The 23,837-nt window shown below is 68.2% G+C and carries 30 protein-coding genes and 2 pseudogenes; 26 read left to right on the forward strand and 6 right to left on the reverse strand.

What is annotated here, in order from left to right:
• Window positions 1–250 precede the first annotated feature (250 nt).
• The 9 genes and pseudogenes from ABZ297_RS28325 to ABZ297_RS28365 all read left to right on the forward strand — a co-directional run.
• Window positions 251–469 (forward strand): annotated as a pseudogene (locus tag ABZ297_RS28325) (DUF4158 domain-containing protein); the annotation flags it as partial.
• The gene (locus tag ABZ297_RS28330) at window positions 462–692 is read left to right on the forward strand and encodes a hypothetical protein (RefSeq protein ID WP_355351868.1); all 231 of its coding nucleotides are present in this window, start codon (window positions 462–464) and stop codon (window positions 690–692) included. The pseudogene ABZ297_RS28325 and the gene ABZ297_RS28330, both read left to right, overlap by 8 nt.
• Before the next feature lie 309 nt (window positions 693–1,001).
• Window positions 1,002–1,172: a hypothetical protein gene (locus tag ABZ297_RS28335; protein WP_355351812.1), complete on the forward strand. Its 171-nt coding sequence runs from the start codon at window positions 1,002–1,004 to the stop codon at window positions 1,170–1,172.
• A gap of 47 nt (window positions 1,173–1,219) precedes the next feature.
• The gene (locus ABZ297_RS28340) at window positions 1,220–2,107 is read left to right on the forward strand and encodes an RNA polymerase sigma-70 factor (RefSeq protein WP_355351814.1); all 888 of its coding nucleotides are present in this window, start codon (window positions 1,220–1,222) and stop codon (window positions 2,105–2,107) included.
• 100 nt (window positions 2,108–2,207) lie between these two features.
• Window positions 2,208–2,945: an NAD(P)H-binding protein gene (locus ABZ297_RS28345; protein ID WP_355351816.1), complete on the forward strand. Its 738-nt coding sequence runs from the start codon at window positions 2,208–2,210 to the stop codon at window positions 2,943–2,945.
• On the forward strand, window positions 2,942–3,340 hold the full coding sequence (locus ABZ297_RS28350) for a hypothetical protein (protein ID WP_355351818.1): 399 nt from the start codon (window positions 2,942–2,944) through the stop codon (window positions 3,338–3,340). The genes ABZ297_RS28345 and ABZ297_RS28350 overlap by 4 nt, the downstream gene beginning before the upstream one ends.
• A gap of 34 nt (window positions 3,341–3,374) precedes the next feature.
• On the forward strand, window positions 3,375–4,559 hold the full coding sequence (locus tag ABZ297_RS28355) for a cytochrome P450 (RefSeq protein ID WP_355351820.1): 1,185 nt from the start codon (window positions 3,375–3,377) through the stop codon (window positions 4,557–4,559).
• 5 nt (window positions 4,560–4,564) lie between these two features.
• Window positions 4,565–4,762, forward strand: coding sequence for a ferredoxin (locus ABZ297_RS28360; protein WP_355351822.1), 198 nt, complete (start codon window positions 4,565–4,567; stop codon window positions 4,760–4,762).
• Window positions 4,759–5,919, forward strand: a complete 1,161-nt coding sequence (locus ABZ297_RS28365) for an FAD-dependent oxidoreductase (RefSeq protein WP_355351824.1) — start codon at window positions 4,759–4,761, stop codon at window positions 5,917–5,919. The genes ABZ297_RS28360 and ABZ297_RS28365 overlap by 4 nt, the downstream gene beginning before the upstream one ends.
• A gap of 36 nt (window positions 5,920–5,955) precedes the next feature.
• Here ABZ297_RS28365 and ABZ297_RS28370 read toward each other — a convergent pair whose 3' ends face one another.
• A complete protein-coding gene (locus tag ABZ297_RS28370) occupies window positions 5,956–6,402 on the reverse strand; it encodes a recombinase family protein (RefSeq protein ID WP_355351826.1) in 447 nt (148 codons plus the stop codon).
• On the opposite strand from ABZ297_RS28370, the gene ABZ297_RS28375 reads away from it, so the two are divergent.
• Complete coding sequence (locus ABZ297_RS28375; RefSeq protein WP_355351828.1) at window positions 6,385–6,696, forward strand: DUF6247 family protein; 312 nt, start codon at window positions 6,385–6,387, stop codon at window positions 6,694–6,696. The genes ABZ297_RS28370 and ABZ297_RS28375 overlap by 18 nt on opposite strands.
• 15 nt (window positions 6,697–6,711) lie before the next feature.
• On the forward strand, window positions 6,712–6,939 hold the full coding sequence (locus ABZ297_RS28380; protein ID WP_355351830.1) for a hypothetical protein: 228 nt from the start codon (window positions 6,712–6,714) through the stop codon (window positions 6,937–6,939).
• An 82-nt stretch (window positions 6,940–7,021) separates the two neighbouring features.
• On the opposite strand, the gene ABZ297_RS28385 is transcribed toward ABZ297_RS28380, so the two are convergent.
• Both ABZ297_RS28385 and ABZ297_RS28390 read right to left on the reverse strand, forming a co-directional pair.
• Window positions 7,022–7,210: a tyrosine-type recombinase/integrase gene (locus ABZ297_RS28385; protein ID WP_355351860.1), complete on the reverse strand. Its 189-nt coding sequence runs from the start codon at window positions 7,208–7,210 to the stop codon at window positions 7,022–7,024.
• Between the two features lie 175 nt (window positions 7,211–7,385).
• Window positions 7,386–8,069, reverse strand: a complete 684-nt coding sequence (locus tag ABZ297_RS28390; RefSeq protein ID WP_355351832.1) for a helix-turn-helix domain-containing protein — start codon at window positions 8,067–8,069, stop codon at window positions 7,386–7,388.
• 146 nt (window positions 8,070–8,215) lie between these two features.
• On the opposite strand from ABZ297_RS28390, the gene ABZ297_RS28395 reads away from it, so the two are divergent.
• The 7 genes from ABZ297_RS28395 (at window position 8,216) to ABZ297_RS28425 (ending at window position 14,462) form a co-directional block, all read left to right on the forward strand.
• Window positions 8,216–9,424: a cytochrome P450 gene (locus tag ABZ297_RS28395; protein ID WP_355351834.1), complete on the forward strand. Its 1,209-nt coding sequence runs from the start codon at window positions 8,216–8,218 to the stop codon at window positions 9,422–9,424.
• A 5-nt stretch (window positions 9,425–9,429) separates the two neighbouring features.
• On the forward strand, window positions 9,430–10,374 hold the full coding sequence (locus ABZ297_RS28400; protein ID WP_355351836.1) for an ATP-binding cassette domain-containing protein: 945 nt from the start codon (window positions 9,430–9,432) through the stop codon (window positions 10,372–10,374).
• Window positions 10,371–11,129, forward strand: coding sequence for an ABC transporter permease (locus ABZ297_RS28405; protein ID WP_355351838.1), 759 nt, complete (start codon window positions 10,371–10,373; stop codon window positions 11,127–11,129). The genes ABZ297_RS28400 and ABZ297_RS28405 overlap by 4 nt, the downstream gene beginning before the upstream one ends.
• Window positions 11,130–11,137: 8 nt before the next feature.
• Window positions 11,138–11,473, forward strand: coding sequence for a hypothetical protein (locus ABZ297_RS28410; RefSeq protein WP_355351840.1), 336 nt, complete (start codon window positions 11,138–11,140; stop codon window positions 11,471–11,473).
• Between the two features lie 308 nt (window positions 11,474–11,781).
• Window positions 11,782–12,687 carry an LLM class flavin-dependent oxidoreductase gene (locus ABZ297_RS28415; RefSeq protein ID WP_355351842.1) on the forward strand — a complete coding sequence of 302 codons (906 nt, stop codon included), beginning with the start codon at window positions 11,782–11,784 and terminating at the stop codon, window positions 12,685–12,687.
• Between the two features lie 50 nt (window positions 12,688–12,737).
• Window positions 12,738–14,162: an FAD-binding oxidoreductase gene (locus ABZ297_RS28420; protein WP_355351844.1), complete on the forward strand. Its 1,425-nt coding sequence runs from the start codon at window positions 12,738–12,740 to the stop codon at window positions 14,160–14,162.
• 129 nt (window positions 14,163–14,291) lie between these two features.
• Entirely contained in the window at window positions 14,292–14,462 is a 171-nt protein-coding gene (locus ABZ297_RS28425; protein ID WP_250575337.1) for a cupin domain-containing protein, read from the forward strand.
• A 60-nt stretch (window positions 14,463–14,522) separates the two neighbouring features.
• On the opposite strand, the gene ABZ297_RS28430 is transcribed toward ABZ297_RS28425, so the two are convergent.
• Both ABZ297_RS28430 and ABZ297_RS28435 read right to left on the reverse strand, forming a co-directional pair.
• A complete protein-coding gene (locus tag ABZ297_RS28430; protein WP_214327565.1) occupies window positions 14,523–14,666 on the reverse strand; it encodes a hypothetical protein in 144 nt (47 codons plus the stop codon).
• 225 nt (window positions 14,667–14,891) lie between these two features.
• Complete coding sequence (locus tag ABZ297_RS28435; RefSeq protein ID WP_355351846.1) at window positions 14,892–15,584, reverse strand: TetR/AcrR family transcriptional regulator C-terminal domain-containing protein; 693 nt, start codon at window positions 15,582–15,584, stop codon at window positions 14,892–14,894.
• Window positions 15,585–15,637: 53 nt separating this feature from the next.
• On the opposite strand from ABZ297_RS28435, the gene ABZ297_RS28440 reads away from it, so the two are divergent.
• Entirely contained in the window at window positions 15,638–16,822 is a 1,185-nt protein-coding gene (locus ABZ297_RS28440) for an NAD(P)/FAD-dependent oxidoreductase (RefSeq protein ID WP_355351848.1), read from the forward strand.
• Between the two features lie 361 nt (window positions 16,823–17,183).
• Here the strand turns inward: ABZ297_RS28440 and ABZ297_RS28445 are convergent, their stop codons facing one another.
• Window positions 17,184–18,134: a helix-turn-helix domain-containing protein gene (locus ABZ297_RS28445; protein WP_355351850.1), complete on the reverse strand. Its 951-nt coding sequence runs from the start codon at window positions 18,132–18,134 to the stop codon at window positions 17,184–17,186.
• Window positions 18,135–18,372: 238 nt separating this feature from the next.
• Here ABZ297_RS28445 and ABZ297_RS28450 point away from each other — a divergent pair, with 238 nt between their 5' ends.
• From ABZ297_RS28450 to ABZ297_RS28480, 7 genes and pseudogenes are all read left to right on the forward strand, one after another.
• Entirely contained in the window at window positions 18,373–20,010 is a 1,638-nt protein-coding gene (locus ABZ297_RS28450; RefSeq protein WP_355351862.1) for a serine hydrolase, read from the forward strand.
• A 3-nt stretch (window positions 20,011–20,013) separates the two neighbouring features.
• Entirely contained in the window at window positions 20,014–20,259 is a 246-nt protein-coding gene (locus ABZ297_RS28455) for a hypothetical protein (protein WP_355351864.1), read from the forward strand.
• A gap of 87 nt (window positions 20,260–20,346) precedes the next feature.
• Window positions 20,347–20,586 (forward strand): hypothetical protein, encoded by a 240-nt coding sequence (locus tag ABZ297_RS28460; protein ID WP_355351866.1) that lies wholly within the window; start codon window positions 20,347–20,349, stop codon window positions 20,584–20,586.
• Window positions 20,501–20,956, forward strand: coding sequence for a hypothetical protein (locus tag ABZ297_RS28465; RefSeq protein ID WP_355351852.1), 456 nt, complete (start codon window positions 20,501–20,503; stop codon window positions 20,954–20,956). Before ABZ297_RS28460 ends, ABZ297_RS28465 begins: the two co-directional genes overlap by 86 nt.
• A 259-nt stretch (window positions 20,957–21,215) precedes the next feature.
• Window positions 21,216–22,016 carry a GntR family transcriptional regulator gene (locus ABZ297_RS28470; protein ID WP_355351854.1) on the forward strand — a complete coding sequence of 267 codons (801 nt, stop codon included), beginning with the start codon at window positions 21,216–21,218 and terminating at the stop codon, window positions 22,014–22,016.
• Window positions 22,017–22,140: 124 nt separating this feature from the next.
• The gene (locus tag ABZ297_RS28475; RefSeq protein WP_355351856.1) at window positions 22,141–23,601 is read left to right on the forward strand and encodes a carboxylesterase family protein; all 1,461 of its coding nucleotides are present in this window, start codon (window positions 22,141–22,143) and stop codon (window positions 23,599–23,601) included.
• An 88-nt stretch (window positions 23,602–23,689) separates the two neighbouring features.
• Window positions 23,690–23,837, forward strand: a pseudogene (locus ABZ297_RS28480) (IS630 family transposase); the annotation flags it as partial.

A 23,837-nucleotide genomic window follows, 5' to 3' on the forward strand; every position in this document is an offset into this window, starting at 1 on the left:
ATGGGTCGATCTTGACTGCGATTTCGCAGGTAGAACCCGCGATTAGCGATCGATCGTGATCAGGTTGAGGGCGTCTTCCTTGTCCTTGCCGGAGGGCAGGCTGTAGCGGCGGGTGGTTTCCAGGCGGGGCGTGGCCGCGGATCGGGGCATGACGAGCATCCGAACGGAAAGTCCCGTTAGTAGAAGTCGCAGCTAACTATCTGATCTTCAGCTCGACCAGCCAGCAGGGATTGCCCTACTTTCGGCGGCTATGCCAGTTGAGTTCTTGAGTGATGACGAGGCTGCCGCCTACGGTCGGTTCTCGGGCGCTCCGTCGCAGGCGGAGCTGGAGCGGTTCTTCTTCCTGGATGACGCGGACCGCGCCCTGATCGCCGAGCGGCGCGGTGTACACAACCGTCTGGGCTTCGCCCTCCAACTGACGACGGCTCGGTTCGTAGGGCGCTTCCTGACCGATCCGCTGGATGCGCCTGACCCCGCGCCAACGGGTGATCCTGGAGTTGCTGCTGGAGGTGCCCGAGGGCAGGCGGGCCTCGGACCTGGAACGGTGGCGCAAGAGCCCGGCTGGGACATCGGGCAGGAACCTGGAGAAGGCGCTGGAGCGCGCCGCTGAGATTCTCGGGGTTGGGCTGGGGAGGCGAGGCGGTGACCGCGATGTCCACTCTGGTATGCGTGACGGCTACGCGAACGGGTAGCCGCGAAATCCGCCCGGCTCCAAGAATCGCCGAAAGGCCGCACACTACGAGGTCGGCCGCGTCCTGGCCGCCGGCGAGGCTTATCAGCGCCCGGCTCACCACAAGAAGGGCACCAAGCCCAGACGAAGGACATGAACCGCAGCCTGGAACAATGGCTCCAGGATTGCCAGGTACTGGAGGGTATGGACCACCCATGACAAAGCCGACGAACTTGAACCTTACCTCCAGCGGACCGGGGTCGGAGAAGCGCTCCGCACCCCTGGCAACCAGGGAGCGCTCCTGCTTCGCGGCGGCGACGACGGTGACCGTGTGGAGTTCACCCTGCTGACCTTCTGGACCAGCTGGGACGCGATCAAGGACTTCGCTGGCGACGACGTGACCAACGCCGTGCTCTACGCCGAAGACCACGCCTACTTCACCGACTGGGACCAACACGTTCAGCACCTGACAGTCGCGTCATGGAGTGGCATACACAGCTGATCACACGGCCACTGAGAGGTTAAAGACAAGCTGAGAGGCTGGTGGGTGTGACAGTTGATGCGGTTGGGGAGTTCGAGCGGCATCGCTCGAAGCTGTTCGGATTGGCCTATCGGATGCTGGGTTCGGTTGAGGAGGCCGAGGACGTCGTCCAGGACACCTTCCTGCGTTGGCATCAGGCGAGCACTGTCGAGTCGCCGTGGGCGTGGCTGGCCAAGGTTGCCACCAACCTGTGTGTGAACCGGTTGACGTCCGCGCGAGCGCGCCGGGAGAGCTATGTCGGTTCCTGGCTGCCGGAGCCGGTGCTCACCGGGGGCGGCGCGCTGGGCCCGCTGGACAGCGCCGAGCAGCGGGAGTTCGTCTCGATGGCCTTCCTGGTGCTGCTGGAAACGCTTAATCCGGTGGAGCGCGCGGTGTTCGTCCTGCGTGAGGCCTTCGACTACAGCCATCGGGAGGTGGCCGAGGTCATCGACTCATCCGAGGCGAACTCCCGGCAGCTGTACACCCGAGCTCGCCGGCGCCTGGCCAACGCGCGTGTCGGCTCCCCCCGCCAGGCGGACCAGGCCCGCCGCGACCTGGTGGAGAGCTTTCTGGCCGCGGCCGAGCAGGGGGACCTGCCGGGGCTGGAGAAGGTGCTGGCCGAGGACGTGACCGTGTGGGTAGACGGTGGCGGCAGAGTAGGCGCTGCCCGGCGGCCCGTCTCCGGCCTCTCCCAGGTGGCGCGCTACCTGGCGGGCTCATTGAACATCGCCGGTCCAGGGGTGAGGCTGTCGGTTGCGGAGGTGAACGGCGCACTGGGGCTCCTGGCCCGCGCCGGTGAGGAACTGGTCGGTGTGCTGGTGCCGGAGACGTCGAACGGCCGGATCAGCGCGATTCGTATCATCGCCAACCCCGACAAACTTCGGTTGTCACATTCCGGAGGGCTATCCGGTTCTTAATGGGTGACCGCGAACGCCGGGACCCCGGCGTGAGGCGGTGACCTGAGAGCCGCGCGAGGCCGGAACGCTCCGGCATCGCGCTCACCGTGGGGGTTTACCCGTGACGAATTCGATTCTGGTGACGGGCGGTACCGGCCGGCTCGGCCGCGCGCTCGTGCCACAGCTTCTGTCGGCCGGTCATACTGTCCGCGTGCTGAGCCGCAAGCCGCCATCAGATGACCAGATATGCCGCGGTGACCTGCTCACCAGCGAGGGCCTGGTAGAGGCGATCGACGGCGCCGGCACGATCGTCCATTGCGCGACCGGTAACAATCGCGCGGACATCGATGGCACGCGCAACCTCATCCAGGCGGCGGTGCGAGCCGGACGCCCACATCTGTTGTATATGTCCATCGTCGGCGTCGACCAGGTGGACATGTCCTACTATCAGGCGAAGCTGGCCTGTGAGCAGCTTGTGGAACGTTCCGGCCTCCCCTGGACGATCCAGCGCACGACCCAGTTCCACGAACTCATCATCTGGATGTGCACCAGCCAGCGGTGGCTGCCGGTGATCGCGATGCCCAGCGGCGTCAGCTTCCAACCCATCGACGCCAGCGAGGTAGCCGCCCGCCTGGCCGCGCTGGCCGACGCGCCACCGGCCGGCCGGGCGCCGGACCTGGGCGGGCCCGAGGTGCGCCCCGCCGCCGATCTGGCCCGCACCTATGCTCGCTCCCGCGCCAGCCGCCGACCGGTGATATCGGTGCCCATGCCCGGGATGCGCGGCTACCGCGAAGGGGGACATCTGACCCCCGAGCACGCCGACGGACGGATCACCTTCGAGCAGTTCCTGGCCGCATGAGCGCCCGCACCTGGCTGCGCGCGGGCCTGGCCTTCCTCGCCGTGGCGCAGTTCGCCGTCGGGGGCTGGGCGCTGCTGTTCCCCCGCTCGTTCTTCGACATCCCCTGGGTGGGGATGCGCATGCCGTACAACGCGCATCTGATGATGGATTACGGCGCGATGAGCCTGGCCACCTCGGTGGCGCTGGGCGTGAGCTTTTTCATCGTACGGCGGAGCATGACCCGCACGGCGCTCGCCGTGTACCTGGTGTTCGCCGCGCCGCACCTGGCGATCCACCTCCAGTTGCTGCACCATCTCAGGCCCGGCGAGCGCGTGCCGTTGCTGGCCGCGCTCACGGCGGCTGTGGTGATCCCGCTGCTGCTGCTTCCGCTCACCAGCCGGCTCGACAAGGCGTAGTTCCTCCACATCTCCGCAGAAAGGCGTCTTTGCCATGCCAGAAAACATTCCGTTGCCGATCCGCAGGGACGCGGCCTGCCCGTTCAGCCCCGACCCGGAGCTGGCCCGGCTGCGTGAAACCAATCCCGTCGAGGCCTCCCAGGCCCTGCTGCCGACCGGCGATCTGGTCGACGTCCATCTGGTCACCGGGTACGGCACCGCCCGCGAAGCGCTCGCCTGCCCGCACTTGAGCAGCCGCCCGGATGCCAAGCTGAGGAAGCTGATCGGCGAGCAGGCCGGGTTCCTCGTAGCCATGGACCCGCCCGACCACACCCGCATCAGACGGCTGTTGACCGGCGAGTTCACCGTCCGGCGCATCAACGCGTTCCGCCCTCGCTTCGTCGAGCTCCTCGACGAAGCCCTGGACAGGATGGAGCAGGCCGGCGGTCCAGTGGATCTGATGACCGCCTTCGCGCTGCCGCTGCCATCGTTGGTGATCTGCGAGCTGCTCGGCGTCCCGTATGCGGACCGCGCCGACTTCCAACGGCACAGCGACACCATGCTCGACCTCAGCCTCACGATGGAGGAGCAGTTCGCCAACGCCATCGAGATGCACACCTTCATGGGCGGCCTGGTGGCCGCCCAACGCGAGAATCCCGGCGCGGACATCCTCGGCATGCTGGTCCGCGAGCACGGTGAGGAGCTCAGCGACGACGACCTGATCGGCATCGGCAATCTCCTGCTGATCGCCGGGCACGAGACCACGGCCAACATGCTGGGCCTCGGTACCCTGCTCCTGCTGCGCCACCCCGACCAGCTCGCGCTGGTGCGGAAGGAGCCCGCGGTGGTCAACGGCGCGATCGAGGAGATGCTGCGCTACCTGTCGATCGTCAACAACGGCGCCATCCGCACCGCGACCGAGGAGTTCACCCTCGCCGGCCAGGTGATCCACAAGGGCGAGCGGGTGGCGGTCTCGCTGCCCTCGGCCAACCGCGACCCGGCGCTGATGGCCGAGCCCGACACCTTCGACGTCACCCGCCGCCCCAGCGCGCACGTCACCTTCGGGCACGGCATCCACCAATGCCTCGGCCAGCAACTGGCCCGCATGGAGCTCCGCATCGCCCTGCCCGCACTCCTGCGCCGCTTTCCCACGCTACGGCTCGCCGTACCGCAGGAGGAACTGCGCTTCCGCGAGCTGGCACCCGTCAACGGCGTGCTCTCCCTCCCGGTGACCTGGTGAGCGCCATGAAAATCATCATCGACCAGGACAAGTGCGTGGGCGGCGGCCAGTGCGTCATGGCCGCGCCAGAGGTCTTCGACCAGCGCGACTCCGACGGCGTCGTCGAGCTCCTCGACGCCACGCCGCCCGCCGACCAGCAGGAGGCCGTGCGAGACGCCGTCCTGTTCTGCCCGGCGGCGGCCATCCGGCTGGAGGAGAGGTGAGCTCGCCGTCCGATGTGCTCATCGTCGGCGCCTCGGTGGGTGGGCTCACGGTGGCCCAGGCACTGCGGCGCAAGGGCTACACCGGCCGCATCCGGCTGGTCGGCGAGGAGCCGCACCCGCCGTATGATCGCCCGCCGCTGTCGAAAGAGATCCTGACCGGCGCCTGGCCCGCGTCCCGCGCTCAGCTGAACCTGGACGGGCTGGATGCCGACCTGATCTTGGGGGTGCGTGCCGTACGCCTCGATCTGTCCGCGTGGCAGGTGCACCTCGACAATGGGCGTCGCCTGCCATACGGCACGCTGGTGATCGCCACCGGGCTGTCCCCCCGCCGGCTACCCACCCAGCAGAGGCTCGACGGCGTGCACACCTTCCGCACCCTGGACGACGCCCTCGCGCTGGGCCGGGATCTGCGGAACGCGGAAAGGATCGCGGTCATCGGCGCCGGGGTACTCGGCTGTGAACTCGCCGCCGCGGCCCGCGCCCTCGGCCGGGACGTGACCCTCATCGATCCCGCATCCGTGCCCATGGCCGGGCAACTCGGCGACCAACTCGGCACTCTGATGGCGTCGCTGCACCGGCGACACGACGTGAAGCTACGCACCGGCGCCGGAGTGGCCACCCTCACCCATGTGCGAGGGCGCGTCACCGGGGTCGCGCTGACCGATGGCAGCGCCGTTGCCGCGGACCTGGCGATCGTTGCCATCGGATCCACCCCGGCCATCGGCTGGCTGGCCGGAAGCGGCTTGAGGCTGTATGACGGAATCGAGTGCGACGCCTACGGCCGCGCCGGGCCCGGCGTCTACGCGGTCGGTGATGTCGCCCGGCCGTTGGGGAGCGTCCGGCTGGAAAATCGGGCGAACGCCACCGAACAGGCGGTCACGGTCGCGGCCACCATCCTCGGCGACGGGCGTCCGTACACGCCCGTCGCCTACTTCTGGACCGAACAGTACGACGCCAAGATTCAGGTGTACGGCACGATCACGGCAGGCAGCCGGCTTCGGCTGATCGAGGGGCAGCTCGACGAGGAACGCTTCGTCGCCCTGGCCGAGACCGGCGGCACAGTCACTGCGGCGATCGGCTGGAACCATCCCTGCGGCGCCCGGTCAGCCCGCCAACACCTGATGAAGGTCCCGGGCAAGCCTGTAGGGCAGGAGTAACCAGGGCCAGACCATTGCCAGACGACACATCCCAGGTCAGCCGCCAAGGCGCGCGGTCGCCAGATATCGGTGCAGCGACGTCTTGGGGATGCCGGTCTTGGCGGCGATCTGCGCCAGCGAGTCGCCTTCGGCTTTGAGCAGGCGCGCGTAATCGATCTTCTCGGCGGGGTGCGCGATGGGACGACCGACGTGCTTGCCCGTGGCCTCGGCGACGCTGCGGGCGTGCGCGGCGCGCTCGGCGGTGAAGATGCGCTCCATCTCGGCGAACAAGGCCAGCAGGAGGAAGGCGATGCGGGCCATGCCCTCATCGGCGGTGTTGATGGGCAGCGGGTCGGCCAACGTGCGAACGCCGATGCCGCGTGCGGCCAGCTCGTGGACGAGGTTGAGGACCTCGCGCAGGTTCTGTCCGACCTGCTCGATAAGCTGAGGAGGCACGTGCTGCCCGGCAGGAGGTGAGGCGCCGTCATGACCGTCCAGCGACACGACAGGCCCTATCCCCGTATCGAGCGGACCTTCACCGCCGTGCGCGCGGCGCTGCCGGCGGCCAACGCTGCCGCCTTCGACGCCGAACTCGAAGCGATCACCCACGCGCCCGTCGTCGACCTGGCGGCGCTGGACGACTTCCTGTCCTCCTGGTGGCGCATCGCCACCCGCGCCGCCGCCGACCCGGCCGACTGGCAGCATATGCACGAAGAGGCAGAGCAACTCCAGTCCGGAGCGCGCACGGCAGGCCCGACCCTGGCCGAGGTGCTGGCCCGGCGCGGAGTCCAGCTGTAGGTGTACACCATCCGCATGGGCAGCGACGTCGCCGAAGCCCAGATCGACGGCCTATCCGATCCCGAGGTCGATGTCCTGCTGGAGATCTACGAGGTGCTCCGGCTGACCCCCGACAACGGTCGCCGGCTCAGCCCGACCGGCAACATGTATGTCTGGGACTACAAAGGGCTCTCGGTCACCTACGTCGTGCTCGACCCACAACGCGAGGCCGCCGTACTCAGGGTGGACCGCTTTCCCTTCTGATCCGGGGATGTCACACTCGCCCGCCTCATCTCACGGCCCTGACCTGCGGAGATCCATCTGCGAAGCGCATCCGAACGGAATGTCACGGTAAGCCGCTGAACTCTGCTCCGTTAACGGGACTTTTCGTTCGGATGCTCGTCATGCCCCGGATCTCGGCGACCAGGACGAGGTCGATCTTGCCGCGGTCCAGGGTGGTGGCGAGCGTGTGGCGCAGGACGTGCGCGGTGGTGGGGGCGTCGAGGCCGGCCGTTTGGGCGATTGCGGCGATGATGCCGCCGGCGGCGCGGACGGTCGGCCGTCCGCCCTTGGCCGCCGACCGGCGCGGGCTGACGCCGCTGTTCTGGCAGCACGTCCAGCCCTACGGCGAAGTGCGGCTGGACGTCGCCGAGCGACTGGCGCTGAGCGGGGATGTCGCGCAGCCGGGCAGCCCGTTCCCTGCGGTCTGATCACGGTGGGAGGTCGCGCCAGCGTTCGGCCGAGGCCAGAGCGTCCAGGCTGATCCGCTCCAGGAACGCACCGCCCCTGGCCAGGCGGCGTCCCACAGGCGTGTCGAGCCCGAGCGTCTGCCCCGCCGCCTTCGTGATCTCCGCCGCCGCGAGCGTCTGCCGCGAGCTGATCACCGTCGAGTGGTACCAGGCGTCGTCGTCGACCACGTAGATGTCGCGCCGCCGCCGCGGATCGCGTTCGCGCCTGATCAGCCCCTGCTGGGTCAGGTAGCCCACCGCCATGGAGATCGAGGCGGGACTGACTTGCAGCCCGCGCGAGAGCTCGGCCGCGGTGAGCCTGCCGTCCTCGCTCAGCCACAGGCCGATGAGCACGCGCGCCACCATTTTCGGCAGGCCCATCCCGACCGCCATCTCGACGGCTCCCTCTTCCACCTCGAAGACCTTGCGGTCCTGGGGTTCGGCCTCGGGCGAACGTGACGGGGTGCCGCGCCGCGCCCGCCGCGCTGTCGCCTGGTGCGCCCGCTCGGGGCGGTAGTCGCTGGGGCCGCCGTTGCGGCCGACCTCACGGCTGATCGTCGAGGTCGGCCGGTCCAGCCGCCTGGCGATCTCGGCGTAGGAGCGGCCTTCGGCGAGACCGGTCGCGATGCGCCGGCGGTCCTGCTGGGTCAACCTTCCTTCTGACATGACACCACTATTGCGTTCGGCGCCACGCAATGCAATGTTTCATTGCATTCAGCTTCAGCGTCAACGCACCAATTTATCGGCTTTGACCTGCATTTATGTGCATCGATTGATTGACAGAATTTCTGAAAGCAACGTAGCTTTCAATCATGTCGAACACGTACTATCGCGACGAGCCGGTCACTCCGTCCCTCGACCGCGCACCCGCCTGTCCCTTCGATCCCGCCCCCTCGCTCACCGCCCTGCGCGCAGAGCAGCCCATCGCCCGCCTGGCCGCGCCCGAGGGCGCCCCCGGCGTCTGGATGATCACCGGATACGACCTGGTCCGCCAGATCCTCGCCGACCCACGGTTCAGCTCCCGCTACGAAACCCACTACCACCCCCTGGCGGGCGGGCACCTGCCGCCCGCCCCCGTCGGCGACCTGACCGGCATGGACGCCCCCCAGCACACCCGCTTCCGCAAGCTGCTGGCGGGCAAGTTCACCGTCCGCGGGATGAACCTGCTCACCGAGCGGGTCACCGAGATCACCCGTGAGTGGCTCGACGCGATGGAGCGGCAGGGGCCGCCCGCCGACCTCGTCGAGGTCTTCACGCAGCCGGTTCCAGCGCTGATGATCTGTGAGCTGCTCGGCGTGCCGTACGAGGACCGCGACCAGTTCCAGAGCACCACCCGGGCCCTGTCGGAGGCCGGGACCGCTGAGGCGCAGTACGCCGCCTTCGTCGAGCTCGGCACGTACCTGCGGGAGCTCGCGCTCGCCAAGCGGGCCAAGCCGACCGACGACCTGCTCAGCGACCTGGCCGCCGGCGGCGACCTGACCGACGAGGAGCTCGGCGGCGTGGCCGCGTTCCTGCTCGGCGCCGGGCTCGACACCACCGCCAACATGCTCGCGCTCGGCACCTTCGCCCTGCTGCGCAACCCGGCCCAGCTCACCGCCCTGCGCGGCGACCCCGACCTGGCCGTCGGCGCCGTGGAGGAGCTGCTGCGTTACCTGTCCGTCGCCGCCACCGGTATGCGCGGCGTGCTGGAGGACGTGGAGCTCGGTGGCAGGCAGCTCAAGGCGGGCGACACGGTCGTCATCGCGATCAACGCCGCCAACAGGGACCCGGCCAGGTTCTCCGACCCCGACGTGCTCGATCTGCGCCGCTCGGCCGCCGGGCATCTGGCCTTCGGCCACGGCGCCCATCAGTGCCTCGGTCAGCAGCTTGCCCGCATCGAGATGCGTGTCGCGTTTCCCGCGCTGCTCATCCGCTTCCCGACGCTGCGGCTCGCCGTACCGGCTGAAGAGCTGTCGCTGCGCACCGACCCCTCGCAGGTCTACGGCGTGCACAGCCTGCCCGTCACCTGGGATCGGGGGTGAACGCGATGCGAACCTTCGTCTCGGTGACGGGGCTGCGTAAGTCCTACGGCGCCCACCGCGTCCTGGACGGCATCGACTTCACCATCCCGCAGGGCACCGTCTTCTCGCTGCTCGGCCCCAACGGCGCGGGCAAGACCACCACCGTGCAGATCCTGTCCACCCTGATCAAGGCCGACGCGGGCGATATCTGGGTCGCCGGGCACGACCTGGCCAAGGAGCCCGATGAGGTGCGTGCCGCGATCGGCGTCACCGGCCAGTTCTCCGCAGTCGACAGCTTCCTCACCGGCGAGGAGAACCTGCGGCTCATGGCCGACCTGCTCCACCTCGGCCGCGCCAAGGGCCGCAGGCGCGTCCGCGAACTGCTGGAGCGCTTCGACCTCACCGACGCCGCGCGCAAGCCCGCGGTCACCTACTCGGGCGGCATGCGCCGCCGGCTCGACCTCGCCATGACCATGGTCGGCACGCCCAGGCTCATCTTCCTCGACGAACCGACCGCAGGCCTGGACCCGCGCAGCCGCCGCACCATGTGGCAGATCGTCCGGGACCTCGTCCAGCAGGACGGCGTGACCATCTTCCTGACCACCCAATACCTGGAGGAGGCCGACGAACTCGCCGACCGCATCGCGCTGCTCAGCCAGGGCCGGCTGGTGGCCGAGGGCACCCCTGAGGAGCTCAAGCGAATGGTCCCCGGCGGCCACATCGTCGTGCGCTTCGCCGACCCCGACGGGTACCGCAGGGCGGCCGGCCACGTCGGCGCCACCTCCAGCAACGACGCGGCGCTCACCGTCCAGATCCCCGACTCCGGCGGGGTCAGGACGCTGAGGAAGCTCCTGGAGTGGCTGGACACGCAGGCCATCGACGTCGCCGAGCTGTCGGTGCACACCCCCGACCTGGACGACGTCTTCCTCACCCTGACCCAGGAGCCCTCGACCAAGGAGCCCTCCCGATGAGAGCGATCACCGACTCGGCGACGATGCTGCGGCGCCAGGTCAAACACATCTGGCGCTACCCCACGCTGATCCTCACGTTCGCGTCCGTGCCCGTGGTGTTCCTGCTGCTGTTCGTCTACGTCTTCGGCGGCACCATGGGCGCGGGCATCGGCGCCGACCGCGCCGCCTACGTCGGTTACCTCACCCCCGGCATCATGATCACGACGATCGTCGGGGCCGCGCAGGGGACCGCGATCTCGGTGGCGACCGACATGACCGAGGGCATCATCGCCAGGTTCAAGACCATGGCCATCGCCCGCGTCTCGGTGCTCACCGGGCACGTACTCGGGGCGATGGTGCAGACGTTCCTCGCGATTGCCATGGTGACCGTGGTGGCGCTGCTGATCGGGTTCCGCCCGTCCGCCTCGGTGCTGGACTGGCTCGGCGTGGTCGGTGTGCTGGCCATGTTCACCTTCGCCATCACCTGGCTGTCGGTCGCGCTCGCCATGGTCACCAAGAACGTGGCCACGGCCAGCAACCTGCCGATGCCGCTGATGCTGCTGCCGTTCCTCGGCAGCGGCTTCGTCCCGACCGAGTCGATGCCGGCCGGTTTGCGCTGGTTCGCCGAGCACCAGCCGGCCACCCCTGTCATCGAGACACTGCGCGCGCTGCTGGCCGGGCGTCCGGCCGGGCCCAGCTTCCTGGAGGCGGCTGTGTGGAGCGCGGGCATCGCCCTGGTCAGTTATCTGTGGGCACGCAGGCTCTACAACCGGTGAGGGTAGACGTGTTCAAACGCATTCTTCCAGCACCTGGCCTGCTGGTTCTCGCGCCGCTGGTCGGCGAGTATCTGCTTGGCAACATCGCCATCAACGCCCTACCGATGATCATCAGGCTGATTCCGCTCTATGGCGGTGGCGCGCTGCTGATCCGTGAGGTCGCCCGCCGGTGGCGGCTGGGATGGCCGGGGATCATCCTGCTCGGGCTCGCTTATGCCGTGATCGAGGGGGGACCCTGGCACAGGTTCGCCCTGGGAGCTGCCGGCCTGGCCACCTACACGTGGCACGGCTTTTCGCTGATCAGTGGAACCTCATCAACGCCGGATTCCGTTCCAAATCTCTGACCTCCGTCCCAGACCGCGCGGACGGTGTCTGGGGCGGGGATCAGCCCCAGTTCGGTGGCCTCGGCGAGCTGCTTGGCGAACCGCTCGGAGCGGTCGGCCAGCCCCCCCGGCGGTCCCGGTCGGTGGGCGCCTGTTCGGCGGCGGTCAGGTGGGAGATCCCCGGAGCGTGTCCGACCCGTACAAGACCGATGCCAATCTCGCTGAATATCGTCACGGCTGTGCGCCTCGGCGGGCGCATGAGGACGGCCGGAAATGGACTGTCCGGATCGTTGTGCCCGTAGTGAGATCCTGGTTGAGACGGAGTGCTCGTGAATATTGGAATTGGTCTGCCGATCGCCGTTCCCGGACGTCCTGCGCGGGAGGTCAAGCAGTGGGCGGAGGACAGCGAGCGCCTCGGCTTCCACTCCCTGGGATCCATCGACCGCCTGGTCTACGACATCCTGGACCCGCTGGTCTCCCTCGGCATCGCCGCGGCGGTGACCGAGCGCGTCCAGCTGTTCACCAGCGTGCTGAACGTCGGATGGCGGGGCAACCCGATCCTGTTCGCCAAGCAGCTCGCTACCATCGACCTGATCTCGGAGGGCCGGCTCACGGCGGGCCTGGGCATCGGGGGCTGGCCGGACGACTTCACCCTCAGCGGTGCTCCCGAAAAGGGCCACGGCAAAATCTTCGACGACACCCTGACCGAAATGCGCCGTGTCTGGGACGGGGAGGTCACCAGCGTCTCCGGCCCCACCCCGCTGCCCGGCAAGGGCCGTCCCAAGCTGCTCATCGGTGGCCTGATCCCCGCGGGCTATGCCCGCGCCGCCCGCTTCGGCGACGGCTGGGTGGCGCCGACGCTGAGCCTGGACCTGCTGGTGAACGGCGTGCAGGGCGTCACCGAGGCATGGGCCACGGCTGAGCGGCCCGGCAAGCCGCACATCCTCACTGGCCGCTACTTCTGCTGCGGTTCCGAGGCCGTCCAGCTCACCGACGAGTACGTGGCTCACTACTACGGCTCCAAGGAGTCGCCGTACTACGAGCCGGTCCGCGCCGACTCGCTCGACTCCGACGAGCGCCTGCTCAAGGAGCTGATCGCTTTGTCGGACGCGGGCGTCGACGACCTGGTGCTCTACCCGGTCAGCAGTTCCCTGGACCAGGTCCACCTGCTGGCCGAGGCGCTGGAGCGGGTGGGGGCCCGGCGGAACCCGACCTTCGAGTTCACCACGGGCTGACCTGGACCGGCCGACGCGCCACCTGAACGACGACACGTGAGGACATGCCAGTGATTGAGCAGATCCAGCCGACGGGTGGCCCCACTCTGACCGCCGGGGCGGTGATGAGACTCGCCGACAGCGTCAAGGGCCCGGTCTTCCTCCCCGGCGACCCGGGGTACGCCGAGGAGGCGGAGGGCTTCGACCGCTCCGTCGTACACCACCCGGCCGTCATCGTCGGCGCGGCGGGCGCCGACGACGTGGTGGCTGCGGTGCGCTTCGCCCGCGACCACGGCCTGGGCGTCGCCGTACAGGCCACCGGCCACGGTGTGGGGCTACCCGCCGACGGGGCCCTGCTCATCTCCACGCGGCGCATGGACGGCCACCGGGTCGACCCCGAGCGCCGCGCCGTGCGGCTGGAGGCGGGCGTGCTGTGGCGGGAGGTCATCCAGTCCGCCGCCCGACACGGCCTGGCCCCGCTGAACGGCTCGGCGCCGTTCGTCGGCGCCGTCTCCTACACGTTGGGCGGCGGCATCGGCGTCCTGTCCCGCCGCTACGGTTACGCCGCCGACCACGTCCGGTCCATCGAGGTCGTCACCGCCGACGGCGAACTGCGCACCGCCTCGGAGGAGGAGAACACCGACCTGTTCTGGGCGCTGCGCGGCGGCAAGGGCAACTTCGGCGTGGTCACCTCACTCGAGACGGAACTGGTGGAGGTGCCGCGGATCTACGGCGGCGGTCTGTTCTTCCCGGCCGAGTCGATCCGTGACGTGCTGCACTTCTACCGCACATGGGTCACCGAGGTGCCCGACGAGCTCAGCTCCTCCTTCTTCCTGATGCCCTGGCCCGATGTGCCCGAGGTCCCCGAGGAGTTGCGCGGGCGTTTCGCCATGCACCTGCGCCTGAGCTACCTCGGCTCGCCGCAGGACGGTGCCCGGCTCGTCAAGCCGCTGCGCGAGATCGCAACGCCGCTGCTCGACACGGTCACCGACATCCCGTACACCGAGGTCGGCACCATCCACAACGATCCGCCGACGCCCGGCTCGTACCACATCAACACCTTCCAGCTCACCCACCTCGACCATGACGCCGTCGAGGCGATCCTGGCGCTGGTGGGCCCCGGATCGAACAGCACGGTCAGCATCGAGATCCGTCATCTCGGCGGCGCCCTCGCCCGGCCGCCGCGCCTACCGAACGCGGTCGCGCACACCACCGCCCAGTTCCAGCTGTACTCCGCCGGTGTCCTCGGCATCGGCGAGGACGAGGCCGTATACGCCGGGCACGACCGGGTCATCCAGACCCTCACCCCATGGAACAGCGGGATGCGCACGCTCAACTTCATGGCGGGCGTCGCCCACACCGACCCGGAGGACGTGCGCCAGGCGTTCACACCGGAGGCGTACGAGCGACTGGTCGCCGTCAAGACGGCCCACGACCCCGGCAACATGTTCCGCTTCAACCACAACATTCCGCCAGCGGCCGGAGGGAGTCGATGATGAAGGACGTCGACACGCCCACCGAGGAGCTGAAGCGGGCCCCGGCAGCCTTCACCGACCGGGTCACCGCCGACGGCCGCTTTGGAGGGCAAGTTCCCCTGGCATTACCACGATGAGGACGAGTTGTTCTTGTGCTGGGACGGCAGCTTTGAGATCCAATCGGAGGGGCAAGACCCGGTGGTGCTGAATGCGGGCGAACTGTTCGTCGTTCCCAGGGGAATGCGGCACCGTCCCGTTGCCGACAAGACCGCTCAGGTCCTGCTCATCGAGCACCCGGACACCAAGCAGTACGGGAACTGACGCAACGCGCCCCAAGACCCGGTCTTGATCCAGCTCACCCCTCAGGGAGTCGGGGGCTGGTCAGTGGGGTTTGCCCTCGGCAGCGGCTGCGAGGGTCTTGTGGACGACACCGACGGAGACCTTCACCCCGGCGGCGATGACGCGGATGGATTCCCCGCGCCGGCGGCGGTCGAGGATCGCGGCGCGCTTGTCATCGTCGACCACGGGGCGTCGGCCGCCGAGCTTCGACCGCCCACCGGTGCGGGGTTAGGCACCCGGCTCTACCCCTGCGGCCTCGCCACGGCTACGCCGTAGTCCTTCGCCGTGGCCTCCCAGCCCAGACTGTCAATACCCGATCGGGAGTTCCCCGCCCGTGACCAGAGGAGCAGGTGGGTGCGCAGTCTGGCGGCGTCATGCGGCACCACGGATGTCACCTGGAAATCCTGAACGTCACGCCGGCGGCCGGGCGAGTTTGGCGGCCACGGCGTCGAGGACCCAGTCCAGCCCGGTCGCGAAGGACGCCTCGGCGTCCACCTCCGTGCCGTCGTGCACGGCCTTGGCCAGCGCCGGGAAGCGGCCCGTGGCCAGCATCCTCCTCACATGCGGGCCGGAGGCGCGCTGCCAGTCGCGCTTGGACAGGCCCGTGGCGCGCTCGGCCCGCAGATTCGCGATCTCGCGTCTGATCGCGCCAGTGAAGTAGGCACTGACAGTCTCCACGGCACGCATGACGGTGTCGAGGTCGGCGAGGCCGTCGAGAGCGGCCAGCGTGGCCTCAGTCACGGCGAGGGCGTTTGGGCCCAGGGTCGGACGGCCGCCGAGCAGGTCGGCCAGCCATTCGTGACGGAGAGTGGCCTGCCTGGTGCGGTCGGCGCGGATGCGCAGCACCTCCCGCCAGTCGCCGGGCTGCTCCTCGGGGAGGATCTCGGCGTAGACCTCGTCCACCATGAGGTCGAACAGCTCCTCCTTGGTGGAGATGTATCCGTACAGCCGCATCGGGCCGGCGTCCAGCCGGGCGGCGACCTTGCGCAACGACACCGCCTCCAGCCCGCCCTCGTCGGCCAGCGCGATGGCGGCGGCTACGATTCGCTCCCGGTCGAGCGGCACGGGGCGAGTCGGCGGCTCCGGCCGGTCCCACACAGTCATGGTTACATCGTACTGTTGCGATACATCGTAATAGCTAAATACACTGTATCGCCATGAGACATCGTATCGCCGTGATTGGGGGCGGCCCCGCCGGCCTCACCTTCGCCTGCGTCCTGCACCGCCACGGTCACCCCGTCACCATCCTCGAACGCGATCCCGCCCCCGACGCCCGTCCCCCGGGCGGCACGCTCGACCTACACGAAAGGATGGGCCAGCTCGCGCTGAGCAAAGCGGGGCTGCTGGCGAAGTTCCAGGCGCTGTCCCGTCCCGAGGGGCAGGCCATGCGCATCCTGGACGTAGACGGGACCGTCCTCCGCGACTGGCAACCCCGTCCGGGTGACCGGGCCAATCCCGAGATCGACCGCGGGCAACTCCGTGACCTGCTGCTCGGCCCTCTGGACGTTCAGTGGGGGAGGGGCGTGACGGAGGTGGTGCCGGGAACCCGGGATGGCGTGCTGGTCCGTTTCGCGGACGGGCGACAGGAGACGTTCGACCTCGTGGTCGGCGCGGACGGCGCCTGGTCCCGGGTCCGCCCGGCAGTCTCGTCCGCGACGCCGCACTACACCGGCGTCACCTTGGTCGAGACCTCCCTGGACGACGTCGACACCCGCCACCCCGACCTCGCCCGGCTGGTCGGCGACGGTTCCCTGGCTGTGTATGGCGTGAACCGCGCCCTCGTCGCCCAGCGCAACAGCGGCGGCCACGTCAAGGTGTACGCCCAGTTCCGCGCGCCGCTGGACTGGCACACGAACCTGGACCGGCATATGGGCCTGAACCGGCGCGCGGGCCTGGACGCAGGCATGGACGAGGGCCTGGACCTGGCCGACGTAGAGGCCATGCGATCAAGCCTGCTGGCTCTGTTCGACGGCTGGGCAGCTCCCGTCCTCGACCTCCTTCGCCACGGCACCGCCTTCGTCCACCGCCCCCTCTACGTCCTGCCCGTGTCCTACACCTGGGCCCATGTTCCCGGGGTGACGCTACTGGGCGACGCTGCCCACCTGATGCCCCCATTGGGGGTGGGCGCGAACCTCGCGATGCTGGAAGGCGCCGAACTGGCCGAGTCCGTCGCCGCCGCCCCCGGCCCTGGCGACCTGGACGAGGCCGTCCGCGCCTTCGAGGAGCAGATGTGGGCACGGGCCGGCAAGTGGGCGAAGATCACGATGGCCGGTCTGGAACGCCTCGTGAGCCCGGACCCCGCCGAAGCCCTCGCCCTCTTCGACGAAGTTCAGCCATCCTGACTGCCGATCGCGAGAGCACCAGAGGCCGTGCGCCGCCGCCTCGGCCACACCTCCACCGAGACGACGCAGTTGTACGCCCTGCTGGACGACAAGGTCGCCGACAGCGAGATCCGCGCCGCACGCCGACGCCGGGACCAGGCAACGAGCTGAGGAAGCCGCACAAACAAAGAACGACGTCGCTCGCTGCAATCAAGATCCTTCTCAGTGCCAACGACTGTCCACCGGTTCCTCACCCCCGGTGACCTCGGAAGTCACACCTGGGAGTGCACTTCCGAGATGGCGTTGATCTCGGAACTGCGACGCTGTCCGGCAGGCGCGCGGGTGGCTGGAGGATCGCGGTTGCGACGTCTGTACGGCTTCGTCATTTTCGAGTCTCTCGGGTCGAGTGCGGACTGGCGATCAGTGCGTCGCGTTGCGCGGAGCTCAGGCGGTCCGGCCTCGGGGTGATGGCGTACGCGCCGCGTCCGACCTGCTCCACGGTGAGCGGGTCGGAGAGGATCGGACGACGGCTGATCGCGTCCAGGGCGTCGGCTGCCCGCTGGATGGGCCAGTCCAGTGCCGTGGAGAGTTCGTCCACGGTGAGTGGCCGAGCGGCGTACACCAGCGCGGCCAGCACTGTCTGCGAGTCGTGCACGACGGCGTCGGTGAGGCCGCTGTCGTTCATCTGGTCACTGATCCAGGTGAAGAACTGAGCCATCTGGCCCAGCCGGGTACCGGCGGGCGTGCCGACGCCGACGATCTCGATCCCGTGCCGCGCAGCCGCCGCGACCTCGGCGTGTGCCCCGGTGTCGGCTTTGATCGCCCGGAGCCAGACGTCGTCGTCGATGAGGTACCGTTCGCGGCGGCCGGAATCCTGTGTGCGTCTGACCAGCTCGATCGCCTCGAGGTAGCCGATGGCCTTGGACACCGACGCCGGGCTGACCTGTAGCTGGCGTACGAGCTCGGCGGACGTCAGGCTTCCGGAGTCGGAGGTGAGCAGGCAGACGAACACGCGAGCGGGCATCCGGGGAAGGCCGGTCCCGACCAGCAGCGTCGCGAACTGCTCCACGAAACCGCGCACGGACTCGGCCGGGCGCCCGTCGGCTGGTGGCTCCGTGGCCTGAACCGGTCTGCGGCGGCGGGCGCGCTGCCCGGCGGCCTGCTGGGCGCGGTCGGCCAGGTAGCCGCTGGGCGCGATGTTGCGTGCCACTTCGCGGCTGATCGTGGATGTGGGTCTGCCCAGCCGCCTGGCGATCTCGGCGTATCCCAGCCCTTCGGCCAGCCAGATCGCGATCTGCCGGCGATCCTCGTGGGTCAGTCTGCCTCCGGGCATCGGCTCGTTTCCTGTCGGTTCGGGTTCATGGGTGCGTTCACCAACAGTACATTGCAACGGCTGGTCGGCGTGGATTGCATTTATCAACAATGCTGTTGCAACGATCGGCATGAAAGTGCAGCACTAAGCACATCAACAGGGGGTTTCTCGTTGACGGGACTTGAAATGCAACGTAGCCTTTTCTTGTTTGGAAAGAATCCGGCATGACGAGGAACCCCTTATGACAAGAGCGTTGGATGTGACCCGGATGCGAGCTCGCGTCTCCGAGCTGCTCGCGGAGTACCGGATTCCGAGTGCTGCGATCGGCGTCCTTCGCGACGGGGAGATCACTGACTTCGCGGTCGGCGTCAAGAACATCTCCACGCGGGAGCCCGCGACGACCGACACCATCTACCAGTGCGGCTCCGTATCCAAGACATGGACCGCCCTCGCCTTCATGCAGCTCGTCGACGAGGGGAAAGTCGCCCTGGACGAGCCGGTGCGGAGCTACCTCCCTGATTTCCGGGTCGCCGACCCAGGCGTCAGCGCCAAGGTCACACCCCGCCATCTCCTCAACCACACCAACGGCATCGAGGAGAGCTACGGAGATCCGGGCGAGGACGACGATGTGTACGAGCGCATGGTGGAGAACATCGCCGGCGCGCGCCAGGTCCACCCCTTGGGCCACACTCACGGCTACAGCGCGGCCCTGGGCTACGCGATCCTCGCCCGCATCATGGAGGTGATCGACGGCAAGCGGTGGGACGACATCATGAAGGATCGTCTGTTCAACCCCTTGGGGCTGACCTCGACGAGCAGCCGGCGTGAGCACACGGACCAGGACCGGGCCGCGACCGGATACCTGATCCGATCCCTCCAAGAGGGGCCCATCCTCTCACCGCTGGGTCACCTGCCGCGCTCCTTCGGCCCCGGAGGCAACGTCAGCACGACAGCCCGGGAATTGCTGACGATGGCGTACGTCTTCCTTAACCAAGGAAAGGCGCCGAACGGGACCAGAATCGTCTCACCCGGCGTCATCCGTGAGATGACGGAGTCGCGGGTCCCCATACCTGACCCATACATGTTCGGGCCGGAATGGGCGCTCGGCCTCATCGTGTGCGATTGGCACGGCCAAACCGTCTACGCCCACGACGGCAGCGCAGTCAGCCAGAGCGCCCGCCTGCGGATCCTGCCGGAATCGAACATCGCCGTCTCGATGCTGGCGAACGCCGGGCCGCGCGACAGCTTCTACCGGAAGGTGTTCAACGAAATCCTGGCCGACCTTGGCGCGGTCACGATCCCCGACCTGCCGGAGCCCGACCCGACCCTGGCCCTCGATCTGTCCAGGTACGAAGGCTCCTACGAACGCCCCGGCACCCGCTACGAAGTGGCGGCCGAACGCGGAAAGCTCCACCTCAAATTCACCCTGAACCCCATGGAGGCGCAACTCCTCAATAAACCAGAACAGCTCGACTACGAGCTGCTCCCGATCAGCGAGACCCACTTCTTGATGCCTTCGGACGATCCGCTCGAGGATCCTCAGACCGTCGCGATCTACGACTTCAAGAATGGTGCCGCACAGTACCTTCACACCAATTGCCGAGTAAATCCGAGAGTCAACGAGGAGAGTGCCACCGTGCACGTCATGGCTGTTTCCACGATTTCTGACAACGACGGTTTCTGGGATTCCATGAAGAAGGCGTACGGCCAGCTTCCCAAGGGGGCCAAGTGGACGCTGGCGGTGGCGAGCACCGACGGGACCAAGGCGGTGAACGTCATCGTCCATGACTCGATCGACGGCGTCAGGAGCTTCTTCGAGGATCACGCCGGCCTCTTCGCCGCGACGGAGTACTTCGAGGCTGACGCGTCCAACGCGGTCGGCCTTCCGACGATCTAGCGCATCTACGCGGCCATGGACGAAATCTTGCAGCGTTCCTGCGAACACCAGATCATCGTGACGCACGGTGGCTCCCTGGCGGTCGTCCTGGCGTCCTGGATCGAGATGCCGATCAAAGCGGTCGGCCATGCCTTTTTCCGGGCGCCATCCGGCAGCATCGCCACGCCGCACGAAGACGACTTCTACCACAGCCGCCAGGCCGTCAACCTCGGTGACACCCGCCATCTCGACTCCGCCGAAACTGGCTGACTTCTGCCTGGCCCGCTTCGGCAGCTAACGAGGTGAGGCGCTACTGCTGAGCATCAGGTTTCTTAGTTCAGTGAATACAGCAACACCCTGATGCTCCAGGACGTCCTGGCCACCCCGGAGCGGGCCAGGCACCTCAAGCCTGAGGATCGGCGCGGACTGACGCCGCTGTTCTGGCAGCACGTTCAGCCCTACGGCGAAGTGCGCCTGGACGTTGCGAAACGTCTGCCGCTGGGGACGGCCGATGATCGTGCTCGACCAGCACTGGTTCGGCAGCAAGGAGGGCTTGTTCGCCGAGGCGGTGATCAATGTCCCGTTCGACCTCAATGAACTCGTGGAGCGGTTGCTCGACGGGAACGCCGACGACCTCGGCCGGCGGATGGTGCGCACGTTCCTGACCAACTGTGACACCGTCGGCGGAGGTGTGTTCGTCGCGCTCCTGCGCAGTGTTACCAGCCATGAGCAGGCCGGCCACGCGCTGCACGACTTCATGATCAAGCACATCGTGGTACGAGTGCTGTACTCGGTCGAGGTGGATCAGCCGGAGTTCCGGGCGACTCTGGTGGCCGCGCAACTGGCCGGGCTGGGCGTGATCCGGTACGTCACCGAGTACGAACCGCTGGCATCCGCCGAGATCGACAAGATCGTCGCTGCGGTCGCGCCGACCGTCCAGCGCTATATCACCGGCGACATCGCCTGAGCATCGGGCGCGGCGGTGGTGCGGCGGCCGGAGTCTGCGTGCCAGACAGGGGCCCCTGTCCGCGCCGATGACCGGCGCACCTGCCGCAGCCGTGCGGCCCGACCTCCTGCTGCCTGGACGGCCCCTCGGGCGCGTGCATCCGATCGCTCGTTCAGTGAGATCCCGGAGACTGCCCGGTGAACACTATCGCTTTGACACCTAGTCTCTAGGTGACTTAGTGTCGAGGGGGTTGTGGGGTCGCGCGGGATGGAGATATCTCATGGATGAGGCAGCATCGATCCCCAAGATCACCCGCGGCCGAGTCGCCGACCAGATCCTGGCCGATCTTCGTCGGCGCATCCTCAGCGGTGAGCTGGCAGACGGCTCAAAGCTGCCGGCTGAGCGTGACTTGGCGGTGGCCTACGGCGTCAGCGGCGCAACCGTCCGGGAAGCCGTTCGTGTCTTGTCCGCAACCGGCCTGGTCGACGTTCGGCACGGCAGCGGGTCATACGTGCGTGCCAACGCCGACACACTGATCGCCACTTTGCTGGCATCGGTGGTTGAGGTGGAGCGGACTGGCCTCTTCGATCTTCTCGACGTGGCGCAGGCCCTGAACGCCCGTGGCGCCCAGCTGGCCGCGGAGCGGGCCACGGCCGAGGAGCTGGCCTCCTTGCGCCATGTCGCCGGGGAGGTGCCGGAGGGGAGTGTCGGCGATGTCATAGGCGGCTTGAAGCGGTTTTTCACCACGCTGTGGGTCGCCGCCCACAGCCCGCTGTTGACCACCTTGGCCAAGGTCCTCATGGACATCCAGCTGGGTATCGCCCTCGAACTGTCAGAGGGGCGGCTCGATCGGTGGCAGCTGGCGGCCCGTGAACTGGCCGATAAGCGCGTCACCCTGGTCGACGCCTTGGAAGCGCGAGACCCGGAACGCGCCGCGGCCTTGGTCGCCGAATACCACGCGCACCTGGTCTCGATCATTGATTCGCTCCTGAACGCAGCCGAGTCCAAGGTCGACGATCCCGAACTGGCCGCGCTCCTGTCCTCGTTCGTCGCAGCCCGGGTGGGTGACCCGCAGCCATAGCGCGGCGCTGGTATCCGCGCCGCCCCGGGACCACCACGCGGGCCTGCGCGGTCCGCAGCCGCACTCCGTCTCGGTCCCCGGTCAGCCTGGGCTTCGACGTCCCTCACGGAGAAAGGAATCCACCATGCATCCACGGGTCCACACCCAGCAGGGCGATGTCGAGGGACGCCAACAGGAGGGGATCTTCTGGTTCCTTGGCCTGCCCTTCGCCCGGCCTCCTGTCGGTGATCTGCGCTGGCGGCCTCCAGCACCTCCCGAGCGCTGGGACGGCGTGCGGCCGGCCACGCGGTTCGGCCCGGCGTGCCCGCAGTTCATCCCGGCGATGTTCAACCTCCGCACGCAGGACAAGTCCGAGGACTGCCTGTACCTGAACATCTGGACGCCGGAGCTGGGAGGTCAGGGGCGCCAACCGGTGATGGTGTGGATCCACGGCGGCGGCTACCTCTACGGCGCCGGTTCCGAGGACGGCTTCGACGGCGCACGCCTGGCCTCGCGCGGGGTCACCGTGGTCACCGTCAACTACCGTCTCGGCGCCTTCGGGCTGGCCGCGCACCCAGCCATCGGCGCCAACTTCGCCATCCTCGACCACATCGCCGCGCTGACCTGGGTCGCGGACAATATCCAGGCCTTCGGCGGCGACCCCGGCAACGTCACCGTGTTCGGCCAGTCCGCCGGCGCCGTCTCCGTACGCAGCCTGCTCGCTGCGCCCAAGGCACGCGGGCTTTTCCACCGGGCCATCATGCAAAGCGGCGGTGGCGAACCGATCGCCGCCGCGCCCAACCCTCCCGCCGCACCTGCGAGGGCGGTGACCGCGACCGCCGAGTTGTTCGACCGGTTGGGCGGCGCCGACCTGTCCGTCCTGCGGCACGTCCCCACCGCGCAGATTGCCGCGCTGTCGCATGAGTTGTCCGGCGCCGTGCCGCCTGCCGGTCAGGTGCACACGCCCGCGAACCTGGTGTGGACGCCCCTTCCCGACAACGACGTGCTGTCGGCCACCGGCTTCCCCGGCGCGCCGACGGAGCTGCCGATCCTGCTCGGCCACGTCACGAACGAGGCCCGCTACTTCATCAAGCCCACCGGCACCTATCCCGACGCCATCATCGAACGCATGGCGCGAGCGCTCGCCGGCGCCGAAGCCGACGACGTCCTGGCCGAACTCCGCTCACACCAGCTGACCAGCTATGAAGCGCTGGACCTGCTGTTCACCACGGCCATCTTCGTCGAACCGGCATATGCGGCGCTCCAGCGGTCCAGCCTCCTTGGCCACCCCGCCTACTACTACCGCTTCGACCGCGTTTCGCCAGGTGGCCGGAGAACGGGTGAACTCGCCAAGCACACCTGCGACATTCGGTACGTCTTCGGCAACCTGGACCCCGCCGACGACTACGACCAGATAGACCGAGGGGTATCCGATGCCATGCAGTCCGCCTGGGTCGAATTCGCCCGAACCGGCGTACCGGCCAGCGGATCCGCCTGGCCCCGGTTCGATCCCGCCGCACCGAAACTGTCCGTCATCGCGGACGCCGTGCGACTCCGCCCCCTGGTCACTGCCAAGCTCACCGAGATCATCGCCGCGCAACGCTAGTGCTCTGACCGGGAACGTTTACCGGGTTGGCGGCGGCGGGGCCGGAACCGGTTGGATGAGACGGACATCCGACGGGTTTGGGGGCGTGGTGGCGGAGCTGGTCAAGATCAGGAGGCTGACCGACCAGGAGGGCCAGCAGTTACAACGGATCGTGCGCCGGGGCAGCACCAACACAGTGCGCTATCGACGGGCGATGATGCTGCTGGCCTCGGCCGGCGGCAACCGAGTTCCAGTGA

This window comes from Nonomuraea sp. NPDC005983 (assembly GCF_040614375.1).
In the GTDB taxonomy this organism is placed as follows: domain Bacteria; phylum Actinomycetota; class Actinomycetes; order Streptosporangiales; family Streptosporangiaceae; genus Nonomuraea.

Excerpts from the sequence above, each read along its gene's own strand:
- ABZ297_RS28330 (WP_355351868.1), top strand. The coding sequence starts at position 462 with ATGCGCCTGACCCCGCGCCAACGGGTGATCCTGGAGTTGCTGCTGGAG.
- ABZ297_RS28350 (WP_355351818.1), top strand. The coding sequence starts at position 2,942 with ATGAGCGCCCGCACCTGGCTGCGCGCGGGCCTGGCCTTCCTCGCCGTG.
- ABZ297_RS28355 (WP_355351820.1), top strand. The coding sequence starts at position 3,375 with ATGCCAGAAAACATTCCGTTGCCGATCCGCAGGGACGCGGCCTGCCCG.
- ABZ297_RS28360 (WP_355351822.1), top strand. The coding sequence starts at position 4,565 with ATGAAAATCATCATCGACCAGGACAAGTGCGTGGGCGGCGGCCAGTGC.
- ABZ297_RS28375 (WP_355351828.1), top strand. The coding sequence starts at position 6,385 with ATGACCGTCCAGCGACACGACAGGCCCTATCCCCGTATCGAGCGGACC.
- ABZ297_RS28380 (WP_355351830.1), top strand. The coding sequence starts at position 6,712 with ATGGGCAGCGACGTCGCCGAAGCCCAGATCGACGGCCTATCCGATCCC.
- ABZ297_RS28390 (WP_355351832.1), bottom strand. The coding sequence starts at position 8,069 with ATGTCAGAAGGAAGGTTGACCCAGCAGGACCGCCGGCGCATCGCGACC.
- ABZ297_RS28395 (WP_355351834.1), top strand. The coding sequence starts at position 8,216 with ATGTCGAACACGTACTATCGCGACGAGCCGGTCACTCCGTCCCTCGAC.
- ABZ297_RS28400 (WP_355351836.1), top strand. The coding sequence starts at position 9,430 with ATGCGAACCTTCGTCTCGGTGACGGGGCTGCGTAAGTCCTACGGCGCC.
- ABZ297_RS28405 (WP_355351838.1), top strand. The coding sequence starts at position 10,371 with ATGAGAGCGATCACCGACTCGGCGACGATGCTGCGGCGCCAGGTCAAA.
- ABZ297_RS28435 (WP_355351846.1), bottom strand. The coding sequence starts at position 15,584 with ATGACTGTGTGGGACCGGCCGGAGCCGCCGACTCGCCCCGTGCCGCTC.
- ABZ297_RS28440 (WP_355351848.1), top strand. The coding sequence starts at position 15,638 with ATGAGACATCGTATCGCCGTGATTGGGGGCGGCCCCGCCGGCCTCACC.
- ABZ297_RS28445 (WP_355351850.1), bottom strand. The coding sequence starts at position 18,134 with ATGCCCGGAGGCAGACTGACCCACGAGGATCGCCGGCAGATCGCGATC.
- ABZ297_RS28465 (WP_355351852.1), top strand. The coding sequence starts at position 20,501 with ATGATCGTGCTCGACCAGCACTGGTTCGGCAGCAAGGAGGGCTTGTTC.
- ABZ297_RS28470 (WP_355351854.1), top strand. The coding sequence starts at position 21,216 with ATGGATGAGGCAGCATCGATCCCCAAGATCACCCGCGGCCGAGTCGCC.
- ABZ297_RS28475 (WP_355351856.1), top strand. The coding sequence starts at position 22,141 with ATGCATCCACGGGTCCACACCCAGCAGGGCGATGTCGAGGGACGCCAA.